We start from the raw sequence: 15,503 nt of genomic DNA, 5'->3' as shown, positions 1-15,503 counted from the left end.
GCGGGTTACACGTGGGCTTCCTCTCGAAGGCCCGGAAATTCGGGCCGTTGCAGGGGTGGACGGGCTGATCACCCTCCATCATATTAATAGGGAGGATTGCCTCATGCACGGACGCATCGGGAGCCGGTTTCCCTTGTCTCTGCTTGCGGCGGCGGGAGCGCTCCTGCTGCCCTGTTGCGGGGGGCGCGCCGCGTCGCGCGCGGTGACCTCTGCGGAGCCTCCGCCGGTCGCCGAGTGGGAACACCCCTCGAGACTGGGCGGGGCCGAGCCCGCGGTGCGTCTCGACCGCCCCCGCGTCTCCCTGCCACCGGCCGAGCCGGAGGGGTGCTCGGAGGATTGCGACGAGGCGGGCGGTGCTTCGACCGCGGCCGGCGTGCGTGTCAGCCTGCAACCCGGCATGACGTTGTACTCGCTGTCGCGGGCGTACGAGGTGCCGCTCCAGACGATTCTGCGCGCCAACGGCATCCGCGACCCGACAACCATCCGCGCCGGCACCGAAATCTACATACCGGCGCCGGCGCAACCGGGCGCGGCGCCGGCCGCTCCCCCCGTGGCGGCCCCCGTCCCGCGGCAGAAGCCGATGTCGGAGGACGCTTCGGCCCCTTCCGAGATGAGCATCGCCTGGCCTCTCGATGGCCTGATCACGGGGGCCTTCGGCCAGCGCGGACGGCACCATCACCACGACGGCATCGACATCGACGGTGTCCGGGGCGAGGACGTCCGCGCCGTCGCCCCGGGGATCGTGGTGCACTCGGGCAGCGAGGGGAAGTACGGCAAGACGGTGGTGATCGATCACGGCAACGGCGTGACCACGCTGTACGCCCACGCCAGCCGGCTCCTGGTGCGCGAAGGGGACGAAGTCGAGCAGGGCCAGACGATCGCAGAGGTCGGCGCCACCGGGAACGCCCGCGGCACACACCTGCACTTCGAAGTGCGACGCGACGGCCGCCCGGTCGATCCGATCCCCTACCTGAAGCCGGGGATGATGGGGGCCGACCGCTAATCCATCTTCCGCCCGTGCTCGGTCGAGCGCGCCAGGGTCTCGAAATAATCGCACGCCGCCCGCGCGACCTCGCCGATGAACTCCTCGCCCGCCCTGTCATCCTGAAGGTAGGCGGTCATCACCGAAATGACGAACGGCCGCGCGGCGTCCGCGGAGCGGCCCGCGACGAAGACGATCCCCGAGTCGCAGCGCAGCCCGTCCAGATCCCCGTCCTTGTCGGCCGCCGGGACACCCGGCGGCAGCCCTCTCTTGATCGGAGTCTTTTCGTTCCGCTTCATGATCTCGATCGCCTTGCGGGTGTTCCCGGCGTTCAGGATCTCGCCCCGGTACAACCGCTCGAGCAGCCCGGCCATCTCGCGCGGTGTCGTGACGTTCTCGCGCCCGGCCCGCGCCGCCTCGAGGTCCATCATCCTGCGTCGCAGGAGCGTCTCCTTCATCCCCCAGGCGTCGAGACGTCTTTGCACAGTGTCCATGCCGACGAGATCGATGAGGACGTTCGTGGCATAGTTGTCGGAGAAGTCCATCATCAGGACGGCGAGATGATCGGCCGACAGGACCGGGTACGGCTCCGACCACTTCTCCAGCACGCCGCCCCCTTCCACGCGCGTCTTCGGATCGATCGGCACCGGGCGCGCCAGGTCGAGCCTTCCTTCCTCCGATCGCTTGAGAAGATCGAGGAAGATCGGCAGCTTGATGGTCGAGGCGGCGGGGAACACGGCGCCGGCGTCCTTCTCGAACGCTTCACCGCCGGCGAGATCGCGGATGACGTATCCCGAGGCCCCCTGCAGCCCGGAGACGAGGCGGGCGAGCCTCTCTTCGATCCGGCGGCGAAATTCGGCGCGTTTCGGCTCGGGTGTCGAGGCTGCGGGGTGCTGAGGCCGCGCCGTCCAGGCGGCATCGACCGGACAGGGACAGGCGGCCAGAACGAGCAGGGCCCCGGCCAGGGACCGTCTCACGGGCAGGAACCGGGGAGGAGGTTCACGGGCGGATCGCCGCTCTTCGTCTCTTCGCCGTAGGGGCCGACCGCCGTGACCACGTAGGCGAACACATGGCCGACGGCGGGGGACGCCGGGTCCCCTCCCGTCCACTGCGGCGTGGGCGCGGTGAAGACGCAGGCGAACGATCCGCCGGGGACGCCGCGATAGACGCGGTACGAGACCACCGGGGCCATGGTGTCGAACGCGAGGTCCTCCCAGGTCCAGGCCGCGGCCAGGAGCAGGAGCGGCTGCAGGGTGTTGCGGCCCGCGACTTCGAGGTCGGACAACGGCGGCATGATCTTGAGAATCGTGCCCTTGCGGTCGACGACATACGGCTCCCCCTGTCGATCGACGCCGAAGCCGGTCAGACTGTTCCTCAGGGTCGAGCCGGGGTCGATCTGCCCCGTCCAGTCGCGCGGATCGGTCGCGACACCGCCGACGACGCGCAACGAATGGATGAACCCCGAGCAGTAATCGCCGTAGAAGTAGGCACCCGCCAGGTTCGGCATCAGGCAGCCGCGGTACACGAACCCGCCGGTGATCGAGCAGCCGCTGCCGTGCCCGTACTCGGCGATCGGGTCGGTGAAGGAGGGGTCCTTGCAGGCCGGCACGCCGGCGCAGGAGGCGGGCGTCGGGTCGCAGGTGTTCGGAGTGCTGTTGTTGTAGCAGTGGTTCGCCTCCATCATCCGCCAGCCGAAGTTCTCCCCGCCGGCGCCGGGGCCCGGGACATAGTCGATCTCCTCCCAGCAGTTCTGGCCGACGTCGGCGATGTACAGGTCCCCCGTCGCTTCGTCGAAGGCGGAGCGCCAGGGGTTGCGCAGCCCGTAGGCCCAGATCTCGTCGCAGTCGCCGCCGAGACCCGCGGCGAACGGATTGTCGGACGGGATTCTGTAGACCGCCGTCGTCCCTCCGCAGTCGGGCGGCAGGCTGGACGGTGCGACACCGCGGACGTCGAGACGCAGGAGCTTGCCGAGAAGGCTCGCCCGGCTCTGGCCGTTGCCGCAGGTGCCGTGCTGGTCGCCGGCCCCCCCGCCGTCCCCGGTGGAGATGTAGAGGTATCCGTCGGGACCGAACTGGAGCTGACCGCCGTTGTGATTGTCCTGCGGCTGCGAATAGCGGAGGAGCCGCTGCTCGCTGTTGGGATCGGCGACATTCGGATCGCCCGACACCTGATAGCGCGCCACCACGCTGAACCACGGTCCGTTCAGCGGCCCCTCGGTGTAGTTCACGTAGAAGGAGCCCGTCGTGCCGTAGTCGGGATCGAACGCCAGGCCCAGAAGACCCATCTCGTTGTGAATCGTGGAGGCCTGCACCTTCGCGCTGATGTCCAGGAAGGTCGAGAGCGTGCCGGACGGATCACCGCGCCTCTTGATGCGGATGAATCCGCCCTGCTCCACGATGAACAGACGCGCCGTATCGCCCGGGGGGGAAGTCACCAGGTGCGGCCGCGCCGTGAGGCCGGTCGCGACCGGCACGGCCACAAGCACAGTGTTGGCGGCCGGTGTCACACCCGTGCAGTCGAAGGCCGCTTCCGACCGCGGCGCCGCCAGCAGCAGGGAGGCCGCGGCGAAGCAGGCGGCGGCCGGCCGGATGACCGGAGGCACCGAACGTTCTACTCTCATGGCGTCCCTCCTCCCCGGGGTTCGTCGAAGGTCACGCGAGTCTCCGCGCCGCAGCCGTCCGGATCGCCGGCCGAGACGTCGAACAGGAGCGCGGCGCCGGGGCCCCAGGCGCCCGCCCCGACCAGGCGCCCCGCCTCGAACACATAACGATACCGCACGGGCGGTCCCGGTTCACGCGGCGCTCTTCCCGCCGCCCGGCCGGCCGGCCCGCCTGCGCCGGCCAGGACGGACAGCCGCAGATCGCCGTAGGTCGTTTCGTCGAGGGGGGGGAGGTCGACCCCACCCGCCGCGCGGATCGTCTCCCATTGCAGCGCCGCCGCGGCGGGATCGGGCCCCGAGACGAGCACCGTCGCCTCGCCGGGCGAGGGACCGATGCGCAGCTCGATGATCGACGGGCCGGTCGCCGCCCGCACCTCGACCCGGGCCGGGAGCGCGGGCAGGAGGAGGCGCGCGCGCCTCGCGGCCCCGGGCGAGAACAGATCGTCGTCGCCGCTCAGCACCAGGCGATAGAGCCCGGGGGCTCCCTCCGCCGCGCGCCCCGGCGCGTCGTTCGAGTCCACGGACACGAGACGCGCGGCGAGATCCAGGTGCCTGCAGACCAGGAATCCGTCCGGGAGGAGAGCGATCGCCCCGTCCGGGCCGGTCACCTGCAAGTCGTACGGGCCGGGTGTGAAGCCGGCCGGCAGCATGACGGCCAGGCCCGAGTCCGGCTTGGCCTGCGGCCCGGGGATCGCGGGGTTCGGCCTGATGATCCTCAGACCGTGACTCCCGTCGGCCACGAACACCAGTCCGGACGCGGTCGCCGCGGCGGTCGCTATCCCCGGCGTATCGTAGGCGCCGGCGAGGATCGGCCGGTCCGGGTCGCCGACGTCGATCTCCAGAAGACCGCTGAAGCCGTCGGCTACGTAAAGCCGGTCGCCCGCCAGCACGACCCCCTGCGCAGCACCAGGCGTGCTGAGATTCTGGACCAGGACCGGCGCCTCCCTGTCGCGGACGTCCAGGATCTGAAGACCGCGGTTGAGATCGGCGACGTAGGCGCGGCCGCCGCCGACCGCCACCCCGACCGCCCGGCCGGGCGTGTCGTACCGGCCGACCAGGCGCGGGGCGGCGGCGCTTATGTCGAGGATCTCCATCCCCATGAAATCGTCGGCGACGTAGGCATAGTCCGCGACGAACACGCCCCGCGCGCTTCCGGGCGTGTCATACGCTCCGAGGAGCGCCGGGTGCCTGCCGTCGGACACGTCGACGACCTGGAGTCCGCGACTCCCGTCCGCGACGTAGGCCCTCCCGTCGGCGACGGCCACCGCCTGGGCGTCCCCCGGCGTGTCGAGCGTCCCGAGAAGCGCCGGCGCCCCGGGGAAGCGCACGTCGACGATCGACAGCCCGGCGCCGCCCGCGGCGATGTAGGCCGTGCCGTCCGCGAGTGCTATCCCGTTCGCGGGGCCGCCCGTCAAAAGCGAGCCGAGCACCGACGGCGACGCCGCGTTCCGGACGTCGACGAGGACAAGCCCGCCCGCGCCGTCCGCCAGGGCGGCCAGGGACGAGGCGGCGTCGACCGCGACCCCCGTGACACCCCCCGGGACCCCCGCAGCGATCACCGGCGGCCCTTCGAGCGCCCCGGCGGATGCCGGCTGCGCCGGATGCCGCAGATCGATCACCTGCACGCCGTTGATGATGTCGGCGACCACGGCACGCGTCCCGTCGACCGCCACCGCGAAGAAGTAGCCGGAATTTCCATACAGCCCCTGGCTCCCGACGACCCTCGGGCGGGCCGGGTCGGACGCGTCCACGATCTGCAGCCCGGACACACCGTCGGCGACGACCACGAGGCGGCCCGCGAGCGCGACCCCCGAGGCGCTGTCCGATGTCCGCGTCGTCCCGAGGAGCGTCGGCCGGCCATCGTCGGCGATGTCGAAGACGAGCAGACCGGCGAGAGTGTCGGCGGCGTACAGACGCGACCCGTCCAGGGCCACCGAGACGACGGCGCTCGAAGGGAACGCATACGTCCCGGCGACGGCCGGTGCGGAGGGATCGCCGACGTCCAGGACGAGCAGACCGCCCTCGCCGTCGGCGACGCAGGCGCGGGTGCCGATGACCTTCACGTCGCGCGCCGTGCCGGCGGTGTCGTAGACTCCGAGCAGGCGCGGCGAGGCGGGGTCCGTGACGTCGATGATCTTCAGTCCCTCCACACCGTCCGCCACGTAGGCGCGCGTTCCCTGGACGGCCACGGCCTGCGGATCGACGAGAGAGTAGAACGTCCCCAGACGGCGCGGATCGTCCGGAGCCGCGATGTCGACGATGTGCAGCCCTCCCTCGAAGGTGTACGGGTTGAGGAACGGCACGTAGGCGACCGACCCCGCGACCACCACCCCCACGCCGCTGTCCCCGGTCTCGAACGCGCCGACGCGGGCGGGCGTCGTCGGGTCGGTCAGGTCCAGGATCTCGATGCCGCCGAGCTTCCGGGCGTGGCTGTAGAACGCGACGCAGGCATGGTCGCCGTGCACCTCCACGGCGCGCGCACCCTCCGGCATGATGTAGGACCCGAGGAGGAACGGCCCGCCGTCGAGCAGCGAGACACGCGACCCCGGGGCGAGTCCGTCCCCGGAGATCGACAGGAGGGTCGGCGCATCCGGGGCGCCGTGCGTGGGCGTGACCCCGGCGAGGAGGGCGGCGTTCAGGCGGATCGAGGCCGCCGACGGGGCGGCCGTTCCGGACGGCCCCGCGAGCCGGACGAGCGCCACGGCCGCAAGGAGCGCGGCCAGGCGCTGTGGCACCGCTCTGCGCATGCTCTCTCTACGCGATCAGGTTCAGCTCGGCGAGACCAAGCGACGAGTATCCCGGGAACACCGTGTCGGCGGCCGACGCCGACGCCCCCATGTGATCGCGCAGGATCTCCCAGAAGATGGCGCGGTAGTCGGTTCTCACCAGCAGGTACCGCCCCGAGTCCCCGAACATGACTCCCTTCGGCCAGGTCGAATCGTCGCAGTTGTAGACTCCTCCTGTTACGTCGCCGCCGGCGACGAACAGGCACGAGGCGGCAGCGTGATCGGTGCCGACGCTGCCGTTCTCCTTGGACGTGCGTCCGAATTCCGACAACGTCACCACCGCGGTGTCCTGCCAGACCGACGCGTAGTTGCGCGGATCGACCGCCGCCCCCGACAGGACGACGTGCAGCGACCGCATGCCGTAGGCCAGCCAGGACAGGAGCGTCGCCTGCGTGCCCGCGGTCGAGCCCTGGCTGTTGTGCGTGTCGAAGCTCGACAGCTCGGTGCCGGCGACCCGCGTGCCGTTCTGGTTGGCCGCGTCGCTCTCCAGGAACGCCAGGGCGCAAATCTTGAGCGATTTGAAGAACGGGTAGCTGGTGGCCGCGAACTTCAGGCCGCCCGGCCCCGCGGGATCGGGAGGATTGGTCGCGTCGCTGACCGGGAAGAGAGAGTACCCCGTGTTCGGGTCTTTCGGGTCCCAGTGCAGCTGGTCCCACGAGCGGTACTCGTCCAGGGTGTCGATCAGCTTGACGCTGGTGTCGGTGAGCGCCGGACGGAACGGCTCGAGCCCCGTGAGGCTCGAGTACACGTTGCGCCAGGAGTTCATGAACTTGGAGCGTTTCGGATCGGGGAAGATGTAATCGAACGAGTCGGGGTTCGCCACGTTCACGAACTTTTCGTCCCCCCTCACGATCACCGGCGGCAGCGCCTGCACCGTGATGGCCGGAAGACGCACCCCCTGGTCGATGGCGCTCTGAACGATGTAGCGGTACAGCCAGCCTTCGTAGGATTTCGGATCGGCCGGGTCGCCGTTCTCCCAGGTCCGCTGGTCGTCGAAATGCGACCGGCTGTTGTTCGGGAACCCCACGCGGTGCACCACGGCCAGGTTGTTGGCGTTGTAGATCTCCATCAGGTCGGCGAGGGCCGGGTGCAGGTGGGCGAAGCCGTTCAGGTCGAGCGACGCGGTCGGGGGGATGTACAGCGTCGGACGGTTGAGCGTGTTGTAGTCGACATCGCCCGCGGGAATGACCGTGTTCAGTCCGTCGTTGCCGCCGCGCAGGAAGATGAACAGCAGCCGTCTGTTGTTGAACGGCCCGGCCCCCATGGCGAAGCGGATCCACGGTCCCGGGAAGAGCGAGGCGATCGAGAATCCGCTGAGGGTCAGCCCGGCCCCCTTCAGGAACGACCGGCGCGAGCAGTCACAATCCTTCGTCGGGTCCATGCGTTCCTCCTACTGCTCGATGAACTGGGGGTAGCCGAGGAGAAAACCGGCGGTCTCGCGGATGCGCGCGTCGTTGTAGGGACTCACGGCGCCCGTGTCATCGGTGTTCAGGTAGTCGATCGCCGCCTGCCGCTCGGCGCCGGTCAGCGCCGATCCGAACATCGCCTCCGAGAGGAAGTCGACGATGGCCGGGGCGTTGTTGGGCGCCGGGGCGGTCGCGACGCCGTTGGCGTTGAGGAGCCCGATGACATCGTTGCCGAAGGCGGTGCCGGTGCGCGAGCCGAGGTCCAGCCCGAAATTCTGCCTCACCAGGAGATTGTTGGTGTCGAGCCAGTCACCGCCCAGCTCGGAGTAGCCGGTCGGGACCGGGTTCACGTGGAACACCTCCTGGAGCGGCGTCAGGTACAGCCTCGTGATGGTCGCTCCGTCGGTCTTGCCGCGCACCGTGCGCAGAGCCGAGGCGACGTGCTCGAACGGCGTCTTGATCTTCCGCCCCACGAAGTCGGGACTCTTGAACTCCTGCAGCGCCAGGACGGCCCGCAGCACCTCGCGCAGGTCGCCGACTCCGCGCGGGTTGGCCGGGTTGTTCCAGGCGGCCACGACGGTGTCGATCATCGACGACGGCGGGTCCTCGTCCACGAACCGCTGCAAGAGCTCCTTGGCGATGAAGCGCGCCGTGGAGGGGTGCGCCACGATGGCGTCCAGCGCCAGGTCGGCGTCGTTGATCCCGTTCGCCGGATTGGCCGACGTGTCCGGGATGACCGCCTGGTACGGCGTGCCGGCGAACAGGATCTTCTGGCCGGTGTCGTGCTGGTTGATGCGGAAGTTGCGTACGAACTGCCCCAGCGGCTCGGTCGCGGTGCCGTAAGTGTTGCGCGGGATGCAGGCCGCCAGGGGATCGCCGGCGTCGGCGTCCGCCTTCTTGCAGACGTTCCAGCCGGTGAACACGCGCGCGAGGGCCACCACGTCCTGCTGCGTGTAGCCCCCGTCCACCCCCAGGGTGTGCAGCTCCATCAGCTCGCGGGCGAAGTTCTCGTTCGGGGCGCTCTTGACGTTGCTGTCGGTGTCGAGGAAGACGATCATGGCGGGGCTCATCGAGCTCGCCTCGACGATCTCCCGGAACGTGCCGTTGAACGCCAGGCCCCGGAGCGAGTTCTGGAGATCGAAATGGAATTTCGCCGACTCGTAGAGACGCGTGGCCGGAAACAGCGTCTGGTAGAAGGAGAAGAAATCGAAGCTCTCGTGGTAGTCGGTGTTGAAGTGGTTGTCCCAGAACAGGGTGGCCTGCTGCTCGAGCTGGCGCCGGGCGTACACCGCGCGGACGAGGTCGAGCCCCTGCAGCTCCTGGATCGTGTCCGGCGGCACCAGGGTCGAGGAGCGGGTCACGAGATCGGTGTTGGTGGACTCGTCGATCGACGCCGGATTCAGCTGCTCGTCGATGTAGCCCTGCCGGCCCAGCGCCGTGAACCGGTCGCGCGTCCACTCGTTCCACCCGTACCCGAGGCGATCGAGGTAGTGGTGACGCATGATCCGGTCGCAGGAGCCGCGCAGAGGCCTGGGGGTGCCGCTCGTGTCGTTCCCCGGGGTCCCCTCGCCGTTCAGGTTCGACTCGGCGGTGACGAGATAGAAGTATCCGTGGCCGGCGGAGGGTTGCAGGGGGGTCGCGAACGACGTGCCGGCGATCTCGTCGCCGTGGCACTCCGCCCCGGTCCGGGACCGGAGCCAGGCGACCTCCCCCCGGTAGACGTTGTAGTCGTCCGCCCCGGCGACGGCGGTCCAGGTCAGCTGGGAGTTCTGGTCGATCCGGTCGCCGGTGACCTCCCCCGGCGGGGCCGCGACCGCCGGACCGACCCCGGAGGCGAGGACGAGAAGCAGTGCGGGGAAAGACGAAACGGAGCGCTTCCGGTTCATGGCGTCCCTCCCTGGACAGGACCCGATGTCTCGGTTATGGGAGCTTCTTACCGCGCAAAAGGTTTATCGTCCACCAGTATTTTCCGGGAGCGCGTCGAAGTCCCCCTCGATCCCCAGTCCCGGTCGGTCGGTCAGGACCAGCCGCCCGGCCTGCACGAGCACCCCCCGGAACGGGTCGTCGGCGAGAAGCAGGTTGCCGTCGAGATCGGCGAAATCGACGAGCGGCGACAGGTGCGCCGCGGCGGTGATGCCGATCGACGTCTCGATCATGCAGCCGAGCATGACCTTCATGCCGAGGGAACGCGCGGCGGCGATCATGCGCCGCGCCATGCGCAGACCACCCGACTTCTGCACCTTCACGTTGATCCCGTCGTACGCCTGCGCCAGCGGCGCGATGTCGTCCACGGTCAGGACCGCCTCGTCGGCAAGGATCGGCAGATCGACCCGGTCGCGGACGCGCTTCGCCCCTTCGAGGTCGGACGCCGGCAGCGGCTGCTCCACCAGGACGACACCCATCCCCGCCAGCCAGCGGATCATCTCGACGGCCCGGTCCGGATCGGTCCACGCCTCGTTCGCGTCCACGTACAACGGCCGCCCGGTCACGCGGCGAATCCCCTCGATGATCCGCCGGTCGTCCGCCAGGCCGGCCTTGATCTTGAAGATCTGGAATCCGGCCGCCTCGCGGACCTTCTCCTGCATGACCTCGAGGTCGTCCAGGCCGATCGACATGGACGTGAGCGGCGCCTTGCCCGGGTCGGCCCCGAACCTGCGCCACAGAGGGACCCCCTCGCGCCGGCCGGCCCAGTCGTGCAGCGCGATGTCGATCGAGGCCTTCGCGGAGTTCCCGCCGGGCAGCGCCGCGTCGACCCGATCGAGGATCTCGTCCAGACGCGAGGGGTCTTCTCCGATGAGCGGGGCCAGGGTCCCGAGGGACTTCAGGACCGAGACGGCGCTCTCGCCGTAGCGCGCATTGGGAGCCGCTTCTCCCAGCCCTTCGATATCGTCGTACCGCAGGCGGGTCAGGACGTTCGTCTTCACGGCGCTCGTCCCGCGCGCGATCGTCCAGGGACGCCGCAGGCCGAGCTCGATCGTCTTCCTCTCGAAGCGGACCGTTCCGCGGGTCGTGCGCACCTCCGTGAGGCCGCGTCAGCGCAGGATCGCCTCGAGCGCCCGCTCGGTGTCGGACAGATCGTCGAGCAGAGCGTCCGGCCGCAGGGATCGCAGGACAGGGGCCGGCGTCCAGCCGGTGCAGACCGCCACCGATCGGGCGCCGATCGATTTGCCGCACAGCACGTCATGATCGCTGTCGCCCACGACGACGAGCTGGTTTCCCGCCACCTCCGGACCGACGTGCCGGCGCGCCCGCTCGAGCGCCAGGGCCGGCAGCCGGTAGCGGTCGGCGTCGTCGCTTCCGAAGCAGCTCAGCGTGAAATCGAAGTACCCGGCGATTCCGAAGTGTCCGAGCTTCAGGCGGGCCCCCGGTTCGACGTTGCCGGTCAGAAGGGCCGTGCGCGCGGCGCCGCGCGTGGAGAGCGCATTCAGGAGATCCGTCACACCGGGCAGGAGGCGTGCCTTGTCCAGGCTCGGGGCCCCGGCGAAATACTTCAGATACAGCCGGATCGACTCCGGGATCGCCGTCCCCAGCTCCGCCTCGCTCAGTCCGTGACTCGACAGGATGTCGCGGGCGATCTGGGGGTCGGTGCGCCCCGAGAACGAATAACCGTCGGGGTTGATCGGCCGGCCGGCGGCCTCGGTGAGGCCGCGGGCGAAGGCCGCGCGCGCCGCGCCCGCAGTCGTCAGAAGGGTTCCGTCGATGTCGAACAGGACGATCGTGACGCCCCGGCCGTTGCCGGTCCCGCGACCGCCGACAGGCTCGCTCATGGTGCGTGGAGTCTAGCCTCTGGAAGCGTCCCGATCAATGCGCGTATGATGCGGACCGATCCTGTCCCTCTCGCCCGAGGAGACCCACATGAAGACTCTGTCCCGCTGGATCCCGATCGCCGTTCTCTCCGGAATAGCGCTCCTGCTTCCGCTCCAGGCCCAGGAGCAGGCGCCGGCGCGGAGCGAGACGCTGTGCGCGCCCGGCGGCGTGACCCTCCCTTTCGCATCCGCGAGCCCGCGCTCCTGGAACACCTGGGTCTCGAGCACCGACCTCAAGGAGATGTACTGCCACGACGTGGCGGTGATCGAGTTCCGCTCCAGGGCGAAGAAGAACGCCCAGGGGGAGCTCGAGGTCACCTTCAAGGTCACGACCTTCACGAAGCCGGGCCATGACAAGCGGGTCGACGTGACGATCGAGGTCCTCGCCGCGGACCGGGTGGTGAAATCGACGACGATCGAAGGGATCGATGCCGAAGAAAAGAAGGAGGCTCACGGCACCGGCTACCTCGTCGTGCCCGTCGACCTGCTCCCGGCGGAGGGAGACGCCCGGCTGCGCGTGTCGCTCGAGGTGGTGGACCACTAGGAACGACGATCGAGCGGGCTCCGGGCACTCGTTCCGCCAGTCCGTTTGACCAGAGGCTGGACACGGACTGTACGATTTACGGGCACAGGCTCGAAGGCCCTTGAGTCCATGGGTTTAGCGGCATTTCCCGACCGCCACGCCGGGTGGGGCTGTCGTCAGCCGCGACAGCGCGATTTTTGGGGGCCGCGACACGTCTTCCCCGATCGTTCGCTCGAAGTCCTTGCACCGTCGTGAATTCCGGCAAGGTCCCCACCGGACTCCCATCTGGCAGAAGGCTTGCACAGAGGGGACGCATGACGAACCGAAGCCGTCCCCTGACCCGATCGATCACCGCCATCATCCTCGTCCTCTTCACGGTCCTGTTCCCGCTCCCCGCCCAGGCGGGGCTGCTGGGCTCCCTGCTCTCGCCTGTCGTGTCGCTGCTCGGGGCGGTGACCGATCTCCTGTTCGGCAAGGCCTCGGACGACGTGGTGCAGGAGGCGGGCGGGCCGGCGGATGCGCAGGTCGCGATTGTCGTCCAGACCTACCAGGCGCCGAGTTACAGCGACCTGAACCTGCTCCAGAGCCTGGGCGGAACGCTCACGGCCACCCATACGAGCATCACCGGGTATTCGGCGAAGATCTCGGCCGGGTCGCTGGCGCAGCTGGCGGCGAACTCGAACGTCGAGCGGATCTCGGGCGACCTTCCGGTGAAGGCGCACCTGGACATTGCCTACCCCGCCATTCGGGGGGATCGTGCCGCCGCCCTCTCCGGATGGTGGGGGACCGGGCTGACCGGCAAGGGCCTCGCCATCGCCCTGGTCGACACGGGCGTGCAGCTCCATCAGGATTTCCAGAGGCCGTACGGGGCGAAGCAGGCGCTGGAGGTCGAGGTCGTCGGTCACGAGACCGGGCTCCAGGACTACTACGGTCACGGGACGCACGTCGCCGGCATCCTCAACGGCAACGGTGCGGCGTCGAGCGACAGCCTGTCGTTCCGCAAGTTCCGCGGCCTGGCGCCCGACGCGCAGCTGATCTCGGTCCGCGCCCTGGCGCCGGATGGGACGGGCCGCACCTCCGACGTCATCAAGGGGATCGACTGGGTGGTGAAGAACGCCGCCACCTACAACATCCGCGTTCTCAACCTGTCCCTCGGCCACCCGGTCTACGAGTCGTACCGGACCGATCCCCTGTGCCGGGCGGTGGCCGCCGCGGTCCGCAAGGGGATCGTCGTGGTGGTGGCCGCCGGCAACGACGGAGCGGTCGGGAGCGGATTCGGGACGATCACCAGCCCCGCGAACAGCCCCGTCGCGGTGACCGTCGGTGCCATCGCCGACCGGAACACGGTCCCTACCAGCGACGACGTCCTGGCGTGGTACTCGAGCAAGGGACCGTCCCTCGTCGATTTCGTCGTCAAGCCGGACCTGGTCGCTCCGGGCACCTGGATCGTCTCGGCCCGCTCCGTCTCCTCCTGGCTGGACACCCAGCACCACGAGCTCACGCTGCAGATCTCCGACTACAAGAACGACCCCGCCCACGCGAGCCAGGACGGCGCTTACTACAGCCTGTCGGGAACATCGATGGCCGCCCCGATGGTCGCGGGGGCCGCCGCCCTGATGCTGCAGAAGGACCCGACCCTCACTCCCGCGACTGTCAAGGCGCGGCTGATGAAGTCGGCGGTCAAGGACACGCGGCTCGTGTTCGAGACCGGCGCCGGGTTCCTCGACGTCTATGCGGCCGTCAATGCGACCGGCTCCGCGCAGAGCGCGCAGTCCCCCCTGGCCATGGCGGCCAGCGACGGGTTCGTGTACATCCAGGACACCGCCGTCCTGTGGGGTTCGTCCTGGACACAGGGGGCCATCTGGGGTGACGGGAAGGGCCGCGCCAGCGGCGTCTCCCTCACGCCGGTGCCGTACTCGATCACCTCGGGCAGCGGCGCCATCTGGGGGGGCAACGGCGGTGTCCGATCCACTCTCGACAACTCGCAGGTCACGGGCTCGGGCGCCATCTGGGGCGGCAACAGGTCATCCCTCAGCTCGACCAGCGGCTCCGTCACCGACGACGGAGCCATCTGGGGCGGCGACGGAAGCAGCCGGAGGTAGTCAGCCTCTCCTCAGCTCCCGCAGGGGGATTCCCGGCGCGATGCCGGCCGGGCCGCGCGACACAGAGCGAACACCATCGCAGTGAAACCGGCGACGTACGGCGCCCAGAGGAAGGAGGTCGGCTTCAGCCGGCCGAGCTCCTCGGCGCTGGCCGGAAGAGCGCTGATCGCGTCGGCCATGAACGTGTAGAGGACGATCGTCATCCCGGCGAGAAGCGCCGTCCACCCGATCCCGCCGAGGCGCACCGCGCGTCCCGTCTCGTCGCGGGCCACAAGAACGGCGCCGAACGCGGTCGATAGGAGTGCTATCAGGACCGGCGCCAGGACCGGTCCCCACCAGGGCACCGGGATGAGGAACAGCACGTCCTCAGTCAGAAGCGACCGCGGCCAGCCGAGGAGGAGCCTCAGCCAGACGTAATACAGGATGTCCCAGATGCCGAACGCAAACAGCGCGAAACCGATGCGGGACTGGAGCGAGCGCCCCGTGGCGAACCCCACCGTGAGCAGCATCAAGAGTGTGGCCGCCTCGCGTCCGATCTCGGTCAGGGCGATGGCGGGGTCGTAGACCGCCACGTCGCGCAGCAGATCGACGACCCCGAGGACGCGGCGCAGGTACACCACCACCGCGGCCTCGACGAAAGCCATCGCCAGGGCGAAGAGGCCGACCCACACGAGTCTTCGAGTCTGCACGGCGCCGACACTCTACCCCAGGGTGACGCCGCGAGGCCGTCCCTGGGCGCGGCGCGCCCTCGCTGCGTGTAGGATCGGAACCACGATGGAACTCAAGAGTCCGGCATACGCCCACGGCGCCCCGATCCCGCTCGAATACACCTGCGACGGCAAGGACATCTCACCACCGCTCTCCTTCACGGGGACTGCGCCGGGAACCCGATCGCTCGCCCTGATCGCGGACGACCCGGACGCCCCGGTGGGGACGTGGATCCACTGGGTCGCCTGGAACATCCCGGCCGGCGTGGGTTCGCTCCCGGCGAACCTCCCGAAGAAAGCCGCGCTCCAGGATGGTACCCGGCAGGGGATGAACGACTTCCGGCGCGCGGGATACGGCGGTCCCTGCCCGCCGTCCGGGACGCACCGCTATTTTTTCAGGCTGTACGCGCTGGACGTGACGCTCGATCTCCCGGACACGACCACCCGGAAGGACCTCGACCGGGCGATGCGGGGGCACATTCTGGCCGAGGCGGAGCTCCTGGGGACCTGCAGCCGCCGCTGACTCCGCGGT

Annotated in this window: 12 protein-coding genes; 4 read left to right on the top strand and 8 right to left on the bottom strand. The window is 69.5% G+C overall.

The genetic code is table 11. The features are described from left to right. Nucleotides 1-103 precede the first annotated feature (103 nt). Nucleotides 104-1,003, top strand: coding sequence for a LysM peptidoglycan-binding domain-containing M23 family metallopeptidase (locus tag VEW47_05620; protein HYS04655.1), 900 nt, complete (start codon nt 104-106; stop codon nt 1,001-1,003). Here VEW47_05620 and VEW47_05615 read toward each other — a convergent pair. The 7 genes from VEW47_05615 to VEW47_05585 form a co-directional block, all read right to left on the bottom strand. Next, nucleotides 1,000-1,959 carry a serine hydrolase gene (locus VEW47_05615; GenBank protein ID HYS04654.1) on the bottom strand — a complete coding sequence of 320 codons (960 nt, stop codon included), beginning with the start codon at nt 1,957-1,959 and terminating at the stop codon, nt 1,000-1,002. The two genes, VEW47_05620 and VEW47_05615, sit on opposite strands and share 4 nt — an antisense overlap. Next, nucleotides 1,956-3,602, bottom strand: a complete 1,647-nt coding sequence (locus VEW47_05610; GenBank protein ID HYS04653.1) for a PQQ-dependent sugar dehydrogenase — start codon at nt 3,600-3,602, stop codon at nt 1,956-1,958. The genes VEW47_05615 and VEW47_05610 overlap by 4 nt, the downstream gene beginning before the upstream one ends. Then, nucleotides 3,599-6,388: a hypothetical protein gene (locus VEW47_05605; GenBank protein HYS04652.1), complete on the bottom strand. Its 2,790-nt coding sequence runs from the start codon at nt 6,386-6,388 to the stop codon at nt 3,599-3,601. Before VEW47_05605 ends, VEW47_05610 begins: the two co-directional genes overlap by 4 nt. Before the next feature lie 7 nt (nt 6,389-6,395). Next, nucleotides 6,396-7,808: a DUF1501 domain-containing protein gene (locus VEW47_05600; GenBank protein HYS04651.1), complete on the bottom strand. Its 1,413-nt coding sequence runs from the start codon at nt 7,806-7,808 to the stop codon at nt 6,396-6,398. Between the two features lie 9 nt (nt 7,809-7,817). Further along, nucleotides 7,818-9,719, bottom strand: coding sequence for a DUF1800 domain-containing protein (locus tag VEW47_05595; protein ID HYS04650.1), 1,902 nt, complete (start codon nt 9,717-9,719; stop codon nt 7,818-7,820). A gap of 63 nt (nt 9,720-9,782) precedes the next feature. Next, on the bottom strand, nt 9,783-10,850 hold the full coding sequence (locus tag VEW47_05590) for a dipeptide epimerase (protein HYS04649.1): 1,068 nt from the start codon (nt 10,848-10,850) through the stop codon (nt 9,783-9,785). A 15-nt stretch (nt 10,851-10,865) separates the two neighbouring features. Next, nucleotides 10,866-11,600: an HAD family hydrolase gene (locus VEW47_05585; protein HYS04648.1), complete on the bottom strand. Its 735-nt coding sequence runs from the start codon at nt 11,598-11,600 to the stop codon at nt 10,866-10,868. Between the two features lie 88 nt (nt 11,601-11,688). Here VEW47_05585 and VEW47_05580 point away from each other — a divergent pair, with 88 nt between their 5' ends. Further along, nucleotides 11,689-12,183 carry a hypothetical protein gene (locus VEW47_05580; GenBank protein ID HYS04647.1) on the top strand — a complete coding sequence of 165 codons (495 nt, stop codon included), beginning with the start codon at nt 11,689-11,691 and terminating at the stop codon, nt 12,181-12,183. A gap of 293 nt (nt 12,184-12,476) precedes the next feature. Next, the gene (locus VEW47_05575) at nt 12,477-14,264 is read left to right on the top strand and encodes a S8 family peptidase (GenBank protein HYS04646.1); all 1,788 of its coding nucleotides are present in this window, start codon (nt 12,477-12,479) and stop codon (nt 14,262-14,264) included. Nucleotides 14,265-14,275: 11 nt separating this feature from the next. On the opposite strand, the gene VEW47_05570 is transcribed toward VEW47_05575, so the two are convergent. Continuing rightward, on the bottom strand, nt 14,276-14,953 hold the full coding sequence (locus tag VEW47_05570; protein HYS04645.1) for a hypothetical protein: 678 nt from the start codon (nt 14,951-14,953) through the stop codon (nt 14,276-14,278). Nucleotides 14,954-15,038: 85 nt separating this feature from the next. Here VEW47_05570 and VEW47_05565 point away from each other — a divergent pair, with 85 nt between their 5' ends. After that, complete coding sequence (locus VEW47_05565) at nt 15,039-15,494, top strand: YbhB/YbcL family Raf kinase inhibitor-like protein (GenBank protein ID HYS04644.1); 456 nt, start codon at nt 15,039-15,041, stop codon at nt 15,492-15,494. Nucleotides 15,495-15,503: the final 9 nt, after the last annotated feature.

The sequence above is a fragment of the Candidatus Dormiibacterota bacterium genome (assembly GCA_035635555.1).
Lineage (GTDB): Bacteria > Acidobacteriota > Polarisedimenticolia > Gp22-AA2 > Gp22-AA2 > Gp22-AA3.
The sequence above is the reverse complement of the archived record's forward strand: the minus strand, read 5'-3'. Positions and strand labels throughout refer to the sequence as shown.